A 16,598-nucleotide genomic window follows, 5' to 3' on the forward strand; every position below is an offset into this window, starting at 1 on the left:
GTCCGTCACACCCTCCCCGCGCTCATCTGATCGCGTAATAGTTTAAATCCGGCTTCGTCAAACTTCGGCTTGCTCTGCGTCGCGAATCCGGCTTCACGCTGTAATCCCGTCGTAAACTTGCGGAAGCCTTCTACGTCAGTCGAGTGAGCATTTACGTTAACGTTTAGCGCGTCCAACATTTCGCCAGCCTTGTGCCGCTTAACCGCATCCAATACGTCAAGTAAGTCCATAACGTAATAACCGCGCTCGAACTCAACTTGCGTTTTACCGAGGCGAACGGCTGCGTCTATGAAAAACTCATCTATCGTTACTCGGCGCTCGCTTCCGCTGTTCCCGTTTGCAGGTTCGCTAGTTGCAGAGCGCCTTGCACGTTTTTTAAGAGACCGCCGAAATTGTTAACGCGTGCAACGGCTGTAAAATACGCCATCAATTCGTCAGGCGCGACGTTTGCCTCGATCCACTCCGGTTCAAATCCGGTCAATACGCTGACCACTTGAACGACGTCATTTAGCGCGTGCTCGATAAACGCGAATAAGTATGCTGCGCGGTTTTCGGCTGGCGCTGACATAACGCCCATAATCAATTCCGGCAGCATATTAACAGCGGCAAATAATTCGCGCCATTGACCGACCGGAACCTTCCGCACCTTTACCGTTCTGTCTCCGAGCTGGATTACGTTGGGGTCAATTACCGGAACTTCTGGCGCGGGTACTTCCGCTTTATCTGAACGCTTAAAAATCTGCATTATATTCGCTCCTTATAAAGAAATAGAGGCGCAATTAAGCGCCCCTTTCAACGTGATATTTACGGTGTTGCAGTGATTGTTTCGTCACCGAGAATCGCAATAACTCCGTCTTCATCCGGAGTTGACCGGAGTGTTACGTTTGTGATGCGCTCATTTTCGTTGTTGAACGAATAAGATAAATCCGTCTCGCTGTACGCCAGCGGAATCGTAATCCAAAAGTCCGGATCAGTCAGTTTCGCCAATGGCTTAATGACGGCTTGCTTTGCGGTGTCAATCAAGTTAAGGCCTACGCCAGTCTTAACAACAACCTTCGAACCACCTGCGCCTGTTACAACTTCCGCGCCCGCCATAATCTTCGGAATAGTTGGCAGATCATACTCGCCGAACGGTACCGTCACGCTTACATTACGTCCGGTTACGCGCTTACCGACGATGGTCTCACCGGTTTGGTCCGTCTTCTGTTCGCGATAAGTAGTCTCCGTTGTGAAGACGACGCCGCCGATGGTCGTTTCGAATTTGACCGCCGTTAGTCCTGTGCCGTATTCGACTATCGCCGGGCCTACCTCAATCTTGCTAAAGTTTTGTGACATTCTCACATGTCCCCTTATATTTATATTTGTGTACTGTGTAGCACAACAAAAAGAGCCGCCCGATAACGGACAGCCCCACGTTTATAACGATGTTGTTAGCGTAAAATTCACAGAATATAGCGCTCGGCTATTCGCGTCAGGTCCGAGATACCAAGGCGCTGACTGATCCGCCAAGCACTTAACGACGCGTGTAGTCCCGATCATAAATTCCGCCTTACCGTGCAGAGCTTCGAATATAGCGTTAGCCTTCGTTTCAGCCGTTGCGGATGACTTCGCGCGAATCACGACTTGAAATGACGGATAAGCAACGGATGACCATTCGCTCGGTGGTGGTCCGCCCGTTATCCGCGTATAAGCGCAATCGTCCGGATTAGCCGTTGTAAAATCGTTGCCGACTACGGTAACCCCCGGAACGATTAAGCGGATGGTTGCGTTAATATCTGCGACTGTTAAAAGCGCCATTATACGTCCACCTCCGTTATTAGCGGCTTCCCGTTGAGCGCCCGTTTTACGCTGATTGCGATTGGCGTGTACGTTGTCTCCGCTAATAGTTCGTTGGTGTACGTAAGGCGGTCGTCGAGCGATATGTCCGCGAGCTTATCGAAGTAAAACGTGCCGACGCTCACGACTTCCGCGCCGTGTTGATTGCGTACAAGTTTTGCCGCCTCGCTAAAGCGACATTTCTGCGTGTAAGGAGTACCGTATTCCGGCTCGTTATAATCCGGACCATATCCGGTAAACGGCGTAATTGTGACCGTTTGCCTCAGCGGTATGAGCGCCATTACATCGTCACCCACTTCGCGGTCTTACGTCCGAGTTTAACGCCGCCATTCTCTGCGCTAATAAGTTCGAGCGCGATGTCCGGTATCCATGCGTCGAGGCCCGTTTTCGCCCAATCCTTAAACGTAAAATTCGCGACGCCCGTTAATCCGAAGCTCGCTACGCCTTGTTGCTGCAGCGCGTTCGTATCGTTAAACGCGATCGCGAGTTCATTCGCATATTCGTATACAGCCGCGTCTGGTATCGTATATTGAGCGTATTTGTTCGTCAGCGTCCGTCCTGCCACGTTAACTATCCGTAGTTTTTTGGCGTCGTCTGCGTCCGTCCAATCGTCAATACTAATACAGTTCACGTTGATATACGTTGTTGCGTCTTCTACCGAAACCATACGCCCACCTCCCGTTATTTTGCGGAGGTATTCGCAGCCTTTCGCGGCTTAGGCGCTGGCTTAACGGGTTCCTCCGGTACTTCTTCATCCGTCTTAACCGCGTCAACCAAACGGTCGAGTACCGCGATCTCTTCTTGCGTCGTCGCTTCGTATTGACCTGCGCTGAACTTCCGCTCAGTTCCGTCAACATAAAACGAGAGCTCCGCGTACTTTGACGTATACTTTGCCATCGTTAACCTCCGTTATAAATAAGAGCCCGCGCGAGCAGGCTCCGTTGTATTTACGACTAGGCTTACGCCAAGCCTTTAATGCGAGCGTGTGCGGCTTCTTGATGCAATTCGAAGGTGTATTCTCCTACGAGCATACCTTGATAGTAATCGCCTTTCTTGCCGAGGTATTCGTGTTGAAACTCGCGACCATTCAGCGGTTTAATTTGTGCGCGGTTCTTATCTAGGATCAGTGCCTCGTTTGCGGTTAGGTTATCGTTAATAGAAACTGGGAACTCGCCGAAGTCAGTAGTCAGACGGGATACAACGGTACCACGACGATTATCCGCTTGATCAACGCGAACCAGGTCTGCGCCGAATCCGGAAACTACGCGCTTTTGTTTAGCCGGTACGATAATCTCGTAGTTGCCTCCAGACGCGAATCCGCCTTTTTCATAGATAGCTTGCAGCGAGTCGTTAATCATGTTCAACGTCAGGGCCGCGTTTGCTGCATCCTTGACATTAGTCGTGATCAAACTGCGAGCACCAGCCATCTGGCGCGTTGATCCGTTTTCGTATTTGATACCGTTAATCAGCGCCTTTTCCAATTGAAGCGCAAGTTCGAGCTGCTTCTTTGACTGTTCGTACGTATACAGGTCAGAGATGCCATAGTTTGCAACAGCAGCCGCTGTACCCGTAATCTCAACGGTGTCAGTGAAGATTTGCGAGATGTTAGATTTACGCTCGCGCTTTTTGTACCGAGCTGCGATCGCGTCAGCACCTTCTACGCCTTCCGTAAACTGGAACTCAACAACTGCGCCGGTCGTTACGGCTGCGGCGGTAGTACCTGCGTATCCCCGCGCTACGGTCAACGTTTTAGTACCAGTATTAATTGAGGACACTTTTAGCAGTTCTTCGCCGATCTTAACGACGTCGCCAACGCGAAATGGCTCAACGGATGCAACAACGACGGCGGTAGCTCCAATCAGCGCGTCGGCGGTTACGGTCGATTCGGTCGCAAACATCGAATCTTCAAACCAGATGTGCTCTACCTGGCTTACTGGGGACGCAAATCCCAACATTGCGAGCATTGGCGTTTGGTATGGATTGAGCATCAAAATCTGTTCTGTTACCGATTCCGGCTTACCGATAATGTCAGCGTTAAAAATTTTAGTCATGGTTTAAATTCCCCCGTTTATAAGTTTTGTTTAATGCGTTCAAGCGATAAAGTGGATGTGCAAAATAAAAAGACGGCCCAATGGGTCGCCTCTGCTTAACTCGATAACTCACGTTTTATCTTCGTGTAGGCTGCGATCGCCTGCGGTGTCGGATTCTTCTCCGCCATCGCCTTCGCTTCTGCCAATCGCTGATCCTTCGTCTTAATCGCGGGATCTCCGCCACCCGACGGACTTCCTACGGTTTTCGGCTGCGCTGCTTCCGCCAGATACGGATGTTCTGCAATGAGCGTTGTAATTACGTCAGCCAATCCGTTAACATTTCCATCATCATCGACGGTAACAGCGTCGGTATCCGCTAGTTTCAACGCGGCAGCCAATCGGTCCGCCGGAATATTCGCGTCGCGTGCTGCGGTCTTAAATTCAGCGTTGATCAAGCGTTTATTTGCAGCTGTCAAAACGGACGTATTTCGTTCCTCTGCCTCCTGTGCTCGTTTAAGCGCGTCGGCTTTCTCAGCTTCTAACCGCTCGGTTGCAGTCATTTCTGCTTTAGCGCGGTCTTCTTCCGCTTTTTCAAGCGTGGTCAGTTTCGTTTTGATATCGTCGTAATCTTCGCGTCCCTTACGGTCACGTGCGAGACGGTCGGCAACAATGCGGTCTAGCTCCGCCTGTGTGAACGTCTTATCGGGCGTTGGGTCTGGCGCTGGGTTCGGATCGGGATCAGCGTCGCCTTCCGCAAATAACTGCAGATTCAACGGATACCGTGAGCATTTAATTTCGTTTTCCATCGTAATACCTCCCGTACAAGGCCCGTCGGCACTAGTATGTCTGGCCGTCCAGTTTATCGCGTCTTATACGTTTGGGACGCGGAGCCTTATTGCTCCAATAGTTTCGGATCACGTATCGCTGTTACTACGTGTTTACAACACGGATGAAAAATCTCGTTACGTGGTAAGTCGCCTATATAACGGTAATTACCTGGCGCATCCGGCGTAAGTTTAACGATCATTCCTTCGTATTGGCGGCATTTATCTATCGCGTTATGCTTCGATATCACTCCGTAATAAGCACCGCGACCAACCGCCTCATTTATCGTAGACTCGCGCTGTGTCGAGCCCATCTTCGTACGCGTTAGCATCTCGACGTAGGTTTCCGGTCGCCAGCGCCGTCCTGCCGCGTCGATAATTCCGGTATCAACCGCGCTGCCTAGCGTGCTTTTCATGCGCTGCAAAATATCGGCGTTAAGCGTGCGATTACCGTTAATGCCGCGCGTCAGATTTGCGCGCATCGAATCGGCGGTTACCTGGCGGACGACTTGCTTAACGCGGCGGCTTACGTTATTTGTTACCGCAAGTAAATCCGCCTGAGTATCCGCAACGGCTGACGCAACAAACTCGCGATTGATCCGGTTAAACTTAACGATCTTCTGCGCCTCTTCTAACGTTTCCGCAGCGCTGAGTTGGACGATAGCGAGCGCAACGCCATCCGTAGCAGCTAGAGGTATATAGCGGTCAACCCACGCCGCCGATTCCGTATTCAGCCCACGCAAAATAGCCGCAACCTCGGCGAGGGCGGCTTTCGAATTAGCGCGGGACATTGCGGATAAATCTAAGCGTGAAAGTTCGGCGGATATCGCCAATAGTGCGTTTTTATATGCGCGGACGAGAAGGTTGACGCTATAATCGTACGTTGGCTCCGGGGTTAGAGGCGTCATTTGTTAAACACCGTTGACTCGACCGTTCCGAGCGTCCGTTCTTCGTCCGCGTCAATTCTGCGAATGGTTTCTTCCGCTGATGCGTCGTCTACACCGTCTTGATCTTTAATCGCGTCAAGTACCGACCATGTCGCCTTGCCTCCCGTACGAATCTGCGCTACTTCTGCTGCTTCTTTTTCGTCACGTGGGATTCCATCGCGCCAGTTAATCGTCGGATAAATTTCTTCGATTTCTGCGTAACCTTGAACACCCTTATACGCGTAGTTTTCAAGGGCCAACGCCTTCCATAGCGCATTCCTAAAAGCGCGATCAATATGCGAACGAATACGTTTGACCTTCGATAAAATCGGCATGAATCGCGCTTTGATTGCGCCGGCGTCCGTATGTGATGTTCCCGTTCCACCCTTGTCCGCCGCCAGCGTAGTACCAAATAACCACTGCGGCGTTTCACTCATTTGGAATACGAGGCCAAGCAATACATCAAGCTCCTTAAATGCGCCCTCAAGCTGCGAGTTCCACGTCATATAGCCGGGAGTTGCATCGGTCTGATCAAGAGGTATATACCGGCTGCCGAAGCGTACATTCCCGTCTTCACTGTCGTCAATCTCAGGACCATACGCGGTAGGATCGCTATGTTTCCAAAGTATATAATCGATCTGCACCAGACGATCATTAATCGCACTCAATACACTTTCTAACTTTTCGACTGAGCTGATCCCACGCCAATCATCATCCGTTGTCTTGTTCGGAATATGCTCGACAAGCATATAAGTCTGACCGGTCGGTTCAATACGCGTTTTTCCGACTTGCTCACCGATCATATAAATTGGAACGGGTACGTCGTAGTACGTATTGACTCCGCTCGACGTCAGCTTATACCGCTCATATATGATGTATCCAGGAATATGACGTTCAACATTGAGATACGGTTCTTCTGACGTTGGCATTCCCGCCAATAGCGCCATAAATCCGCTAGACCGTTCGACTTCCCATTCGACCCAAGCGATATTAACCGCTTTGAATCGTTTCTTCGAACCGCGCGATAATTCCGGAAACACAATCGACGGATCGACTGGCTCAATTATCGGCTCCTTTACGGCTTCCGGAGGCTTCAATCCGAGCTGTAGCGTTTCTGTAAAGTCATCACGTGAATCAATGCGCGTTTTGATAAACGAGTCGCCTCGATATCCGCCTCCGATTACTATTTCGTGCATCATCTGCGTGAGGTCATTCTCTTGAACAACGGAATCAAGGCGCGTCTGCTCGCGAGAATCCGGTCCTTTGCCACTATCGTAGGTAGGTGGGTCGCCGACCATTAAATCCGCCGGCTTCGTTAGTAATACGTCCATAATGTTAACCGCAATAAAAAGGGTCTTAAGTTGCGGTGCTTGGGGCGTATCTGCGAGTATGGATGAGGCGCGTTCATATATCTCAGCGTGTCGACCTTGGAAGATTGCGCGTCCGCGTTCGTATTTTGCCAAACGTTCGATATCGGCTGCGGGCGGATATTGAGCGCCAGTATAAAAAAGCTTCGTTTCGCTATACGTATAAAACTCCGTCAAATTATCGCCTCCTTTACGGTTACATCCATTTTGGTTTATTGCGTGCTTTCTTTCGTCCCGTCTTCGCAATACTTACGGCCATTTCGAGCGCATCCGGTAAGTCATCGTGAGTACCGGACGGATACATTTCGAATTGTTCGAGTAATAACGCGTGCCTTCGTGAAAATTGAATTTCGCCGCTCTCAACCGCCGGCATAAGCGCCTCAATACGCAAACCCTTCCGCGAACGTTGGTGTATTTCCTTGACGCGTGTTTGCGCTGGATATCCTTCGGCTTTTAGCGCTGTTTTTAGCTGCATAACAAAAAACTCCTGCGCTGCCTGCGCTTCTGCTGCGATCGCGTTCGGTTGGTATCGCAATGCTTTCTCGACGATTACACGCAAAAAAGCGTCCGGCTTTATCCGTTCACCGAACGCGTCAATAACGTATTTTGTTCCCGTCTGTTTATCGCGTGCTATTACGACAATAGCGCTATAGTCTCCGCGTGTTTTGCCCATCGCGAAGTCAACGCCCATATAAATATCGAACAAGTCTGGCGGGCGCGGATATTGCGTGAGGACGTCTTTAAGTGCGCCGCCATCCCAATAAGCAAATGCTTCCGGATTAAATATCATCGACTCTTCGTCAACCGGGTTATTCATATACTCCGTATTAAACGCCTTACTACCGTTATTCCATTTCCACGTCATGAGAGTCCATATCGGCTGCGCTTCCGGCCATAATACGACGGCTCCGCGATCCATTTCGGCGCGATTCAATTCGTATAATGCTTGTGCCTCCTTGACGCGCTGTTCCTTCGGTAGGTCCGGATCTTTATATACGAGTCGGCACGCTTCCCATAAGTCCATACGCTCAGGCCACGTCTTAATTGCTCGATATACGCGGCTCTTAAAGTCCGAACGATTATATAGCACGTCAACGAGCAATGCTTCGTGATGAACCGTTGTTCCCATGTATATGAACGCCGTCTTCTTTCCGCGCGGATCACCGAGTGGTACGACCGTCTGCGCGAACCAGTCCTTGAGTTTGCGCCGGAGTTCCGGAGTTGCAGCGTTAGATTTAATGTCTTCGAGATCATCGCAGATAATTAAATCCGGACGAACACCGTTCCAGTTTCGTCCACGTAGCGCCTGTCCCGTTGATGCCGCTTCGACTTTCGTGAGTAGTTTCTTTGTTCCGTCTTCGCGCGGTTCCCATGCGATAAACTCCGAGCTGTTATCCTTCGGATTTTCTTGCTGCTTCGGTGATAATAACGGTCCAAAGTCCGCCCGCAGCTTCGCATTACTCTTTAACTGTGCCGCGATCCAATCGAGGTTAGCGCTGGATACTGCCGGCGTCTCCGATATGATGATTTCGTATTTACGTTTGCGGTAAACGATCTCGCGTAAGGGTTCCGCCTTCGATAAATACGTTGATTTCGCGTGTGAACGGGGCGCTGCGACCGCTACCTTATCGTTAAGGTTAACGTTAGATATGTCGTCGATTATCTCGGCGATTTCCCGGTGAAATTCAGGCGCTTCCGATATATCTGCGATATCGAATCCGTCCCAGTTACCGTCATTGCCGGGATTGCGCGCTTCCGAGAAATACTCTAATGAAAATTCGAGTAGATTACGTTCGCAACGGTTAATACGCTCTAACCGCTCAAGCTCCGCAACCTGTTCGTCGATTAAACGCTGATCTTCTTCCGAAAGAGACGCGATATCTACGCCAGCCAACGAATCAATGAGTCCGTTAATACCGCTGATTACCGTGTTGCGTGCGTCTCGTCCGTTCCACTTGCCGTCAATCCATGCGATAGATATCGCCTCCCTTCCGCGTAGGCACGAAAAGCCGCGCCTTGAGTTCTTCCGTGATTTTACCGTTGAATTAGCGCTTGAACTACGTGACCCTTCCGCTTATACTCGGAAAGAGGTAGGCGCGCTAATTCGACGGTGATTTAACGGTGAAATTACGTGATGTTGACGATATGATCGCGCAGTTCCGAAACCTCACGCTCGAGATCCGCCAGTTTTCCGCGGACGTCGTGCGTTATATATTCGTGAATGGCGGACTCCTCTGCGCTGTGATACGATTCCAATAAGTCGAGCGCGATCTGACGTAGTTCCTCCAACGCATCCACCTCCGAAAGTCAAACGTTATTTTTGATACGCGGAAATCTGTAGCACCAGAATTCACTTTATTGCTTTGGGGCGTTGGGGCTTTACAGCACTAAAGCGTTGAAGTAAATAAAATAGATTTAATTATGCAACGTTTATGCAAGACATGTGCACAAAATACGTATATGATGCAGATGTCAACGCCGCCAACCCGCACCACTACGCGGTTCGTACACAGTGCATAAACGCCCCGTATGCAACGTATATACATTTACCAGTACCCGCGCAGTAAGAACGCTGTAACCACGAGGCTTAACGCCATTTAACGTAGTATTCCGTTTCCAGTTTATGCAGCGTTAGTTCAGCGCTAATCCCTCCGATTATACAACGCTTATGCAACGTTAAATTCGCTGTACTACGGTGAAGTCCGAAAGTTTCCGGAGGGTGCGCGTCAGGCGACCCGTGCAGACTAAATAGTCGCAGTTCACACGCAATCACACCGTCATCCATCGCGTTCCTTCATTATATGCGCACACCACACGCTATCCTTGTGAGTCCGCGCCATCCTCATCGCCCTTACGCACCTGCAACGCCTTGATCCGTGCTGTCAACGCGGCTACGTCTGTTCCGCTATCAAGCTTCGTCTCCACTTCGAGTTTATCCGTAAGCATTCCGTTAATCTGCAGGACTAACTTCGCTGCTGCTGCGTTACCCTCCCGTATAGCCCAATCCGCCATAGACTCGACTACTTCCGGTAGCTTAGCGCTATTGTTCCGTACAATCGCACGCTTAAGCTCCGCATCGAACGCCTTATCCTTACGCCAATTACCCAGCGTATTAAAGTGTACGCCACATATGTCCGCTATCTCTTCGTACGTCTTACCGCCTTTACCCGGTATAGATAACCACTCGATCGCGATATACTGTTCAGGCGTTAATGTCTTCGCCAATATTACCGTCTCCCTTCCGTTTAATTAGCGTTCTTCTACGCTACCCTAACGCTTATATTTAAGTACTATAAACGCTGCTCCTACGCTCGGGCAGAGCGTAAGAACAACGCTGTCTGTTACGTTATAAATAAGCGTTAGCCCATCCGTCCATAACCTGTCCGATACAACCACGCTTGATAGCGAAGCTGACTCCGAACCACATACGCCATTTACATACGTACACTAATCCGTCCTCCACGTATGTCGTATCGTACTTTAGCGGTAATAACTGTTTAACGTACCACATAGCGTTATCCCTCCGTTTCATACCCATCCGCCAAATCCGTTCCTAAACGCATATATCAGCGCCCAATATAACGGAGGACATACGATAATGAACGTTATAGTAAACGGCTGTATATCACGCTTATACACGCAGATATGATGCGTAATTCCTCCGATACCTAGCGCTATCCATGCGCATATGAATACGATTAACATTACGCTATCCCTCCGCTCACTTAGCGTTCGCTTTGCGATTACTAGCGCTTTAACATCCGCGCTATTCTTTGTGTTGTCTACATGAGATACTTCTTCGATTAAGCTTCATGTATCTATCAGACAAAGGTTTCAGCATAGTGCCTGTTCAGCCAAAAGCGGGCTTCACACCTTGCCGCTGTCGCGTCTTCGGAACATGTTATTTAACTGCGCTCAAGCTTTTATTAAAGATCGGCGAGGTTAGATACTAGTTACACAAGGCAAGGTTTTCGCCGCAGTGTCGGACGTCAGTCCGGTTGTCTAAAGACTAAGAAGTAATTTGACCCCTCAAACGGCGCAAACCCACGCGGCTCTAAGGCGCAAGCCACTTTTTACGTGTTCGCGTTTTTACCGATAGATGGTCGTATTTGTTCGCGTTTTTACCGATAGATTTACGCTGACCTCTTCGCGAAGTTATTCCGGATGGAAAACATCTCGCGCAGAGTCGCGTCCGGCTGTCCGTTCTTGCGGTAGAAAATGAACGGATTGATCTTGTAGTAGCGCGCGTTCCCGTATATCACTTCCGCGAATACGTATTGATCGCCAAAGCGCAGATTACGCAGCTTTGTATAAACGGACTTTTCGGTCACGCCCGTCAGCCTAGCGATATCCTCTTTCGTAAGCGGTAACGTATTCTCTACGTCCCGTTCGTAAGGATTCGCGCATATTGTATTCGTTTCGAGATGAACGTGGCGCAGCAGCTTATACACGAACCCGAGATCCTTCGCATTAACCTCCGAATACAGCGCCTTTACCTTCGCAACGAACGTCTTGATGACCGCCGTGTTATCCGATTTCCCCTGGAAGTGATAGCGCGGATTTAGCCGGTAAGTGTCCGCCTCTTCGGTAATTACGCCGGCCTCCGTCATCTCCTTAAGAAAGTGATGGGCGGTTGTCCGTCCGATTCGCAGCGTCCGCATAATGTCCTCACGACTCATAGCGGTCTTATTCGGATTCTCAAGGATTGCGCTATAGTTGACGAAGCACTGTAAATAAAGAAGGTATCCGCAGTGTTTATCGGATACCTTCTCGATTACCTCGTCAATGTTGCTCATTTGCGTTATCGTAAATTCGGGACCGCGACCGACTTTTTGCAATTGAATGCGCCGGTATTCTTGGCGTTGGGCAGCGCTAGTCACGCGATCACCGTCTTCTAATATGAGAGCCCTATCGTGTGACTCGCCTGTTTCCGGATCAACTAAGCGCTTATATTCGGCCAATTCCCCAACTCCTTCCGGTACTCTTCCTCTATGTCTTCGTCCCAAACTTTTAATAATTCAAACGCAGTCTCGAATGGGATCAAATCTTCATAGAACGCGAGGATTATATCTCGTTGTTTGAAGTTGGACCCACATATATACTCCAGCGCACCATTTTCAATTGCGATTATTTCAGGCATTAGGTCAATCCCGTAATGTTTACCTTTGTGGTAGAGTGATTTACCCGCCTCCAACCAGATATGGACGCAGCCCTCTCCGTATGTCAAATCGCTCATATCCGCACCACCTCATCCGCAATCGAACCGTATAACTCCGGCTGATTACTGACCGCGAACATATCGGCATATTTCGTAGACTTAACGTAGCCTAGCTCGTCAGTATATCCGATGACGGGCGCTAGTATCGCCGTTTCTGCATCCGCAATGATTACGCGATGTTTGGCGCCTTCCCACGTAAGTCGATCGTTAGTTTTAAATACTCCGCCAGTTTCCGTGCTCTCTAAATCCCGCAACGCCTGCGTAGCTTTCTTCGCCTCGCGCTGGATTGCCTTAAGTCCGCGGATCGTTTCCGCGATATTAACGTTCATTTCGCCAATGTTTCCGGCCATGTACAACGCCTCCTATTCGTATGTAAAGCGTAAGGACGTGCGGAGTATACCCGCAACATTCGCATTCCAAACGCCCCTTAAACCTCCGGTTGTAACATATGTACAGCTAACCGCACGTATTATAGGTATCTGCACGTTACTTTTGTAACTTTCCCGCGCATAAAAACGCCACCTCCCCGGAAGGAAACGGCGCTATTTTGTCGAATATTATCCGTATTAACTCACGAAAGGACTACGCACATGAATCGCTTTATGAAGACGCTAACCTCGAACGTTCACTTTTATACCGCGCAACTCGAACGCGCACCGATCGTCATATTCGTAGATAACGAATTAACGGGCAGCGGAGTTATCGAGGAAATTACGGACCTCTCCGTTAAGGTGCGCGGCGAGTATTATATGCGCGCAGCCTGTACGTTTAAATATGCGAGCTAGGTGCGATTAAGCTGCTAACGGAAGAGGCGCAGGATCGGCGGTTACATACGCATAATAAGCGTCAACAATCCGGTCCTGCCAGCCGAAGTCGAACGAACTAACCTCCTCACCCTCCCATGCTATTTCCTTGCCGGCGCCGAGTGTCAACTCGTTCCAGCGGTATGGTCCGTCGGCATACGTGCCCTTAGCGTCTCGATAACCGTCGCAAGTATCGTTAGCGTGCGTGAACATAAACGCGCTGACGTCTTTAACGCTATGCCACGATGGAATGTGCGGGTATAGGTTCGAGCGCATCAAGTAATCGTCAGTAAAGTCCGATAGCAACTCGTCTAGCTGCGTTAATCCGCCGCCCCATCTATCCGTTGAGCGACCGTCTTTATCGTAGCCAATGTCCGTTATCTTCGCGAAGTAGGCCGGCTGCTGGCCCGCGATGAACTTAGCGCCAAACTCCGTTATGTCATCGTAACCGCCACGCCTAAAGTTCGATCCCCAGCGTGTTTCTGCGGAAGGAATCAGCGGCGTTCCTGGCGGCGCTTTACGTACGATGAGTATCTGCGTCTCAATTGTCGTACCTGTTAGCGCAAATGTTTCGCCAGGGAGTACGATCGTAGCTATATGCCAGCACGTTTGATACAGTAACTTGCGGATCGTCTCCGCATAGTTAGCAAACGCGAGTCCCAGCGGCAGCACAAACGCAATGTAACCGCCGGGCTTGACCGCTTTAATCGCGAGCTCAATAAACGCCGATTCCGACTTACCCTTCGCGCGTCCTTTCGCCACTTTCAACGTCTCAAACGCGTCAGGTAAATCCACTGCAGCTACGTCGATACTAACGCCATACGGAGGATTCCCGATAACATAATCGTAGTACTCGCGGCGACTGTGTAGGAACGCGTCTCCCCGGATAACGTTAGCCTGCGGATAGATAAGCGACGTTACTTTAGCTGACGTCTCATCGAGTTCTAGCGCAGTAATTTCCGCGTCTTGCGGTAAATGTTCGATAAACACGCCGCTGCCCGCGCTCGGTTCAAGGAAACGGGAGCCAGGCATAAATGAACCTCCGCACAAGCCCCGCAATGCTTCCGTTATAAACCGCGCTACGTGAGGCGGAGTATAGAACGCCCCGCCAGCGTATGCGTTAGGTAATAACCCGCCGGTTGACGTGTAGTTATCGCGGAGAAACTGAACGTCCTCCTCCGTAATGTCGGCGCGGGGCTTAGCAACTATCGCCATTGAGCGTACATTGCCGTCCCATCTAGCGCGTGATGCTTTGCCCATTAAGCCACCTCCCTTACGTAAATCTCCGCAGATTCCTCCGCGGGTTCTATTACGAGCTCATTAACCACACTCATATCCTCCAGCCACCGCGCTCCAATACCGATGCAATCTACGAACGACTCTGTAAGCTCCCCATTTGTGTCCGCGAGATTGTACTTAGCAGTCGTGACCGTTGTTATATCCCGCACATACTGCGTAGCTCTCGCTTTATTGCGTATTTTTGCGTTTCGGTCAACATACTCATGCTCCCATTTTGACCGCATACGTTTCTTTTTCGGTCGGTAGTCGCGTCCGTCAGTGCCAATAGCCTCCGCTACCCACAATGAAACCTCCTTATCATGGCGGCGCTCAAGTTGCGATTCGGAGAAGAATGGGTACTCGGTGCGCGTCACTTTATCTGGATGATCATCCGTTAGCTCGTCATAAAGTACGATGTTAGCCAAACGGACGAGTAGCGTAGCGTCAGCGGGAACTAACGCGGGGCCTTCACCAGAACCGCCCCGTTCGAAATAGCGCCGCTGTATCTCTGCATTAAACTCGTTATGCGCGATGGTGTACGTGTCTGCGACTTCGGCCACAGCCGCCTGGCGCTGCGTGCGGTCGCGTAAATTGTACGTTTTATATGGAATATGTGCGGAGTAGTCCGCCTTGAATAGCGCCTTCATTTGCGTCTCCATCTCCAGCACTGCTTCCGAAAGTGCCTCGCGATACGTTACATCTGGTTTACTCGTCAAATTACGCCGCCTCCGTTTCGTCTTCGTCTAGTACGTAGCCAACCGTAATCTCCCCGTATTCCCATTTCCGATAAACCGCCGCGATCTTCTCCGCCGCCTCGTCTACGGATTGCTTAACGGTCGGCTGCGAAATCCCCATCGCTTTAGCCGCGTCTGCTTGCGTAAGGTCAACGCCATAAACCCACGCGACGGATTCCGCCTGGCGCTCCGTTAAGCCGGCCGAGCTGATCGCGGAATTTAGGTCAACAAGGACGTCCGATGCGGAAGTGTTACCTTGAAAGCGCGCCTCACCGATATAATGTCGATCTCTAAGTAACTTCTTTACGCCAACACTATCGCTCAAGGTGTACTTAACCGCGTAAGCCCTGCTGTCTTTCTCAGTATCAACCTTAATCGCTCCCATTTAAGCCGCCCCTTTATTAATCAGATTAATAGCCACTCCGTATAAAACCACAGGTATCCAGTCAAAATCCCAGTAACAGATGCGAATTAAGGGAATTCCAGCCTGTGCACACCATTCATCTTTCTTACGGTCGTGCTCTTTTAGCCAACCAAACCGCTCGTGTGCTAGTACCATGTTTTCCCCGCTAAAGTTTACCGGACGAAAATGCTGCTCTCCGTCGTACTCAATGAGACAGGCAATTTCACCTTCGTGCAGTACAGCAAAGTCAAATAACAAAGAGTTTCCCTTAACTCCAACAAGCCCATCAAAAGACTTTTGAGCTTCATAGACTAAGCCAAACTTCTCCAATTGGCGCTGAATGGCCTGCTCTCCCTTGGAAACCCTACAAATAGGACAACCCGTTCCTGCTGTGCGCGAATATACAGTCGTTTCCCATCGGTGCCCACATACTGCCCCTATCCAAGAGGCCCTAAAGTGGCTGCCGGGAGTCACCTCACTCGGTAGAACTCCGCTATTATTACCATGATCCCAATCCGCCGCCATAGCAGGAAATAACTCCACTAGGTTGTTGCCCGCTGCGGCACGTGCAATTGCTACTTTTTTCATCTTGTGTGAGGTGCTACATGCTTTACATATATCCGCGCCATCTATCCGGGCCTTGATGATGTCTTTGAACTTTATTCTCGGCGTCTCTTTTCCGCAAAAGTCACATACTTTGACCACCTCAGTGTGACTCCCTCTATTCAAGTGTTCCGTCTTAACGTTTAACTTTTGCCCCATCTTAAAGGTGTAACCACTTCGCGTTTCTCTTCTCGGTATTCGATATCCGAGTGACTCATAGTATCCTACCGTTCGGGAAGTTATGGTAATCTCTACCCAATCCTCTTTAACTGCTATTTTTACCGCCCCTTTTATACGGAAGCCCTACGCTATATGAACGATGCCGCACGTAGTAACCTCCGCTATTGTGAAATATTCTAACGTTGAAACTTGCGAATACTACTCCGCAATCGTCCGCATTATTCCGAGTTCCTCCGCCACATATCCGTTCTCACAATCGCCTTCGTGCGTGGCGTCTCCGTTCATATACCGTATAAGCTCATCGCCTACGTAAATCTCACCGCCGCAGTACGTACAGTTAGCGGATACGCGCGGTTCAGTCGGAGGCTGAAAGCGTTCGTCTATCGGCGTCCACAT

Annotated in this window: 25 protein-coding genes; 2 read left to right on the forward strand and 23 right to left on the reverse strand. The window is 50.1% G+C overall.

Annotated elements, in window-relative coordinates; translation table 11 throughout:
• Positions 1-5: 5 nt before the first annotated feature.
• The 12 genes from MKX34_RS23835 to terL form a co-directional block, all read right to left on the reverse strand.
• Positions 6-230, reverse strand: a complete 225-nt coding sequence (locus MKX34_RS23835) for a hypothetical protein (protein ID WP_076297452.1) — start codon at positions 228-230, stop codon at positions 6-8.
• A 77-nt stretch (positions 231-307) separates the two neighbouring features.
• Positions 308-745 (reverse strand): hypothetical protein, encoded by a 438-nt coding sequence (locus tag MKX34_RS23840; protein WP_076297453.1) that lies wholly within the window; start codon positions 743-745, stop codon positions 308-310.
• A gap of 59 nt (positions 746-804) precedes the next feature.
• Positions 805-1,335, reverse strand: a complete 531-nt coding sequence (locus MKX34_RS23845) for a hypothetical protein (protein ID WP_076141597.1) — start codon at positions 1,333-1,335, stop codon at positions 805-807.
• 81 nt (positions 1,336-1,416) lie between these two features.
• A complete protein-coding gene (locus MKX34_RS23850) occupies positions 1,417-1,797 on the reverse strand; it encodes a minor capsid protein (RefSeq protein WP_076297454.1) in 381 nt (126 codons plus the stop codon).
• The gene (locus MKX34_RS23855) at positions 1,797-2,117 is read right to left on the reverse strand and encodes a hypothetical protein (RefSeq protein WP_076297455.1); all 321 of its coding nucleotides are present in this window, start codon (positions 2,115-2,117) and stop codon (positions 1,797-1,799) included. Before MKX34_RS23855 ends, MKX34_RS23850 begins: the two co-directional genes overlap by 1 nt.
• Positions 2,117-2,467, reverse strand: coding sequence for a hypothetical protein (locus MKX34_RS23860; protein ID WP_256717674.1), 351 nt, complete (start codon positions 2,465-2,467; stop codon positions 2,117-2,119). Before MKX34_RS23860 ends, MKX34_RS23855 begins: the two co-directional genes overlap by 1 nt.
• Before the next feature lie 50 nt (positions 2,468-2,517).
• Positions 2,518-2,733: a hypothetical protein gene (locus tag MKX34_RS23865; RefSeq protein WP_076297457.1), complete on the reverse strand. Its 216-nt coding sequence runs from the start codon at positions 2,731-2,733 to the stop codon at positions 2,518-2,520.
• Positions 2,734-2,795: 62 nt separating this feature from the next.
• A complete protein-coding gene (locus MKX34_RS23870; RefSeq protein WP_076297458.1) occupies positions 2,796-3,887 on the reverse strand; it encodes a DUF5309 family protein in 1,092 nt (363 codons plus the stop codon).
• 95 nt (positions 3,888-3,982) lie between these two features.
• Positions 3,983-4,672 carry a hypothetical protein gene (locus tag MKX34_RS23875; protein ID WP_076297459.1) on the reverse strand — a complete coding sequence of 230 codons (690 nt, stop codon included), beginning with the start codon at positions 4,670-4,672 and terminating at the stop codon, positions 3,983-3,985.
• Positions 4,673-4,758: 86 nt separating this feature from the next.
• Entirely contained in the window at positions 4,759-5,481 is a 723-nt protein-coding gene (locus tag MKX34_RS23880) for a phage minor capsid protein (RefSeq protein WP_339203610.1), read from the reverse strand.
• A gap of 113 nt (positions 5,482-5,594) precedes the next feature.
• Positions 5,595-6,947: a portal protein gene (locus tag MKX34_RS23885; protein WP_081384053.1), complete on the reverse strand. Its 1,353-nt coding sequence runs from the start codon at positions 6,945-6,947 to the stop codon at positions 5,595-5,597.
• 232 nt (positions 6,948-7,179) lie between these two features.
• On the reverse strand, positions 7,180-8,877 hold the full coding sequence (gene terL, locus MKX34_RS23890; RefSeq protein WP_256717676.1) for a phage terminase large subunit: 1,698 nt from the start codon (positions 8,875-8,877) through the stop codon (positions 7,180-7,182).
• A gap of 7 nt (positions 8,878-8,884) precedes the next feature.
• Between terL and MKX34_RS23895 the strand changes: the two genes are divergently transcribed.
• On the forward strand, positions 8,885-9,097 hold the full coding sequence (locus MKX34_RS23895) for a hypothetical protein (RefSeq protein ID WP_339203615.1): 213 nt from the start codon (positions 8,885-8,887) through the stop codon (positions 9,095-9,097).
• Between the two features lie 13 nt (positions 9,098-9,110).
• On the opposite strand, the gene MKX34_RS23900 is transcribed toward MKX34_RS23895, so the two are convergent.
• The 6 genes from MKX34_RS23900 to MKX34_RS23925 form a co-directional block, all read right to left on the reverse strand.
• Positions 9,111-9,272, reverse strand: a complete 162-nt coding sequence (locus MKX34_RS23900) for a hypothetical protein (protein WP_178944316.1) — start codon at positions 9,270-9,272, stop codon at positions 9,111-9,113.
• 528 nt (positions 9,273-9,800) lie between these two features.
• The gene (locus MKX34_RS23905) at positions 9,801-10,208 is read right to left on the reverse strand and encodes a phBC6A51 family helix-turn-helix protein (RefSeq protein ID WP_076104020.1); all 408 of its coding nucleotides are present in this window, start codon (positions 10,206-10,208) and stop codon (positions 9,801-9,803) included.
• Positions 10,209-10,329: 121 nt separating this feature from the next.
• Positions 10,330-10,494 (reverse strand): hypothetical protein, encoded by a 165-nt coding sequence (locus tag MKX34_RS23910; protein WP_179089330.1) that lies wholly within the window; start codon positions 10,492-10,494, stop codon positions 10,330-10,332.
• Between the two features lie 622 nt (positions 10,495-11,116).
• Positions 11,117-11,863, reverse strand: a complete 747-nt coding sequence (locus tag MKX34_RS23915; protein WP_143763784.1) for a hypothetical protein — start codon at positions 11,861-11,863, stop codon at positions 11,117-11,119.
• A gap of 59 nt (positions 11,864-11,922) precedes the next feature.
• Positions 11,923-12,219 carry a hypothetical protein gene (locus MKX34_RS23920; RefSeq protein WP_076297462.1) on the reverse strand — a complete coding sequence of 99 codons (297 nt, stop codon included), beginning with the start codon at positions 12,217-12,219 and terminating at the stop codon, positions 11,923-11,925.
• Positions 12,216-12,551, reverse strand: a complete 336-nt coding sequence (locus MKX34_RS23925; RefSeq protein WP_076297463.1) for a hypothetical protein — start codon at positions 12,549-12,551, stop codon at positions 12,216-12,218. The genes MKX34_RS23920 and MKX34_RS23925 overlap by 4 nt, the downstream gene beginning before the upstream one ends.
• 240 nt (positions 12,552-12,791) lie before the next feature.
• On the opposite strand from MKX34_RS23925, the gene MKX34_RS23930 reads away from it, so the two are divergent.
• Positions 12,792-12,986 carry a hypothetical protein gene (locus MKX34_RS23930; RefSeq protein WP_256715434.1) on the forward strand — a complete coding sequence of 65 codons (195 nt, stop codon included), beginning with the start codon at positions 12,792-12,794 and terminating at the stop codon, positions 12,984-12,986.
• Positions 12,987-12,992: 6 nt separating this feature from the next.
• Here MKX34_RS23930 and MKX34_RS23935 read toward each other — a convergent pair whose 3' ends face one another.
• The 5 genes from MKX34_RS23935 to MKX34_RS23955 form a co-directional block, all read right to left on the reverse strand.
• Positions 12,993-14,264 carry an N-6 DNA methylase gene (locus tag MKX34_RS23935; protein WP_076297464.1) on the reverse strand — a complete coding sequence of 424 codons (1,272 nt, stop codon included), beginning with the start codon at positions 14,262-14,264 and terminating at the stop codon, positions 12,993-12,995.
• Positions 14,264-14,998, reverse strand: coding sequence for a hypothetical protein (locus tag MKX34_RS23940; RefSeq protein WP_076104023.1), 735 nt, complete (start codon positions 14,996-14,998; stop codon positions 14,264-14,266). The genes MKX34_RS23935 and MKX34_RS23940 overlap by 1 nt, the downstream gene beginning before the upstream one ends.
• A gap of 1 nt (position 14,999) precedes the next feature.
• Positions 15,000-15,401, reverse strand: coding sequence for a sigma factor-like helix-turn-helix DNA-binding protein (locus MKX34_RS23945; protein WP_076297465.1), 402 nt, complete (start codon positions 15,399-15,401; stop codon positions 15,000-15,002).
• Entirely contained in the window at positions 15,402-16,007 is a 606-nt protein-coding gene (locus tag MKX34_RS23950; RefSeq protein WP_339203624.1) for a zinc-ribbon domain-containing protein, read from the reverse strand.
• 393 nt (positions 16,008-16,400) lie between these two features.
• Positions 16,401-16,598 (reverse strand): hypothetical protein, encoded by a 198-nt coding sequence (locus MKX34_RS23955; RefSeq protein WP_076297467.1) that lies wholly within the window; start codon positions 16,596-16,598, stop codon positions 16,401-16,403.

Origin of the sequence: Paenibacillus sp. FSL R5-0636 (genome assembly GCF_037974255.1) — a bacterium.
In the GTDB taxonomy this organism is placed as follows: Bacteria; Bacillota; Bacilli; order Paenibacillales; family Paenibacillaceae; genus Paenibacillus_AQ; species Paenibacillus_AQ odorifer.

Bases quoted from the DNA above. Each gene is read 5' to 3' on its own strand.
- MKX34_RS23895 (WP_339203615.1), top strand. From the start codon at position 8,885: ATGAGTCCGTTAATACCGCTGATTACCGTGTTGCGTGCGTCTCGTCCG.
- MKX34_RS23955 (WP_076297467.1), bottom strand. From the start codon at position 16,598: ATGTGGACGCCGATAGACGAACGCTTTCAGCCTCCGACTGAACCGCGC.
- MKX34_RS23950 (WP_339203624.1), bottom strand. From the start codon at position 16,007: ATGAAAAAAGTAGCAATTGCACGTGCCGCAGCGGGCAACAACCTAGTG.
- MKX34_RS23920 (WP_076297462.1), bottom strand. From the start codon at position 12,219: ATGAGCGATTTGACATACGGAGAGGGCTGCGTCCATATCTGGTTGGAG.
- MKX34_RS23855 (WP_076297455.1), bottom strand. From the start codon at position 2,117: ATGGCGCTCATACCGCTGAGGCAAACGGTCACAATTACGCCGTTTACC.
- MKX34_RS23935 (WP_076297464.1), bottom strand. From the start codon at position 14,264: ATGGGCAAAGCATCACGCGCTAGATGGGACGGCAATGTACGCTCAATG.
- MKX34_RS23870 (WP_076297458.1), bottom strand. From the start codon at position 3,887: ATGACTAAAATTTTTAACGCTGACATTATCGGTAAGCCGGAATCGGTA.
- MKX34_RS23930 (WP_256715434.1), top strand. From the start codon at position 12,792: ATGAATCGCTTTATGAAGACGCTAACCTCGAACGTTCACTTTTATACC.
- MKX34_RS23885 (WP_081384053.1), bottom strand. From the start codon at position 6,947: ATGGACGTATTACTAACGAAGCCGGCGGATTTAATGGTCGGCGACCCA.
- MKX34_RS23925 (WP_076297463.1), bottom strand. From the start codon at position 12,551: ATGGCCGGAAACATTGGCGAAATGAACGTTAATATCGCGGAAACGATC.
- MKX34_RS23880 (WP_339203610.1), bottom strand. From the start codon at position 5,481: ATGTCCCGCGCTAATTCGAAAGCCGCCCTCGCCGAGGTTGCGGCTATT.
- MKX34_RS23945 (WP_076297465.1), bottom strand. From the start codon at position 15,401: ATGGGAGCGATTAAGGTTGATACTGAGAAAGACAGCAGGGCTTACGCG.
- MKX34_RS23875 (WP_076297459.1), bottom strand. From the start codon at position 4,672: ATGGAAAACGAAATTAAATGCTCACGGTATCCGTTGAATCTGCAGTTA.
- MKX34_RS23835 (WP_076297452.1), bottom strand. From the start codon at position 230: ATGGACTTACTTGACGTATTGGATGCGGTTAAGCGGCACAAGGCTGGC.
- MKX34_RS23845 (WP_076141597.1), bottom strand. From the start codon at position 1,335: ATGTCACAAAACTTTAGCAAGATTGAGGTAGGCCCGGCGATAGTCGAA.
- MKX34_RS23910 (WP_179089330.1), bottom strand. From the start codon at position 10,494: ATGTGGTACGTTAAACAGTTATTACCGCTAAAGTACGATACGACATAC.
- MKX34_RS23850 (WP_076297454.1), bottom strand. From the start codon at position 1,797: ATGGCGCTTTTAACAGTCGCAGATATTAACGCAACCATCCGCTTAATC.
- MKX34_RS23865 (WP_076297457.1), bottom strand. From the start codon at position 2,733: ATGGCAAAGTATACGTCAAAGTACGCGGAGCTCTCGTTTTATGTTGAC.
- MKX34_RS23840 (WP_076297453.1), bottom strand. From the start codon at position 745: ATGCAGATTTTTAAGCGTTCAGATAAAGCGGAAGTACCCGCGCCAGAA.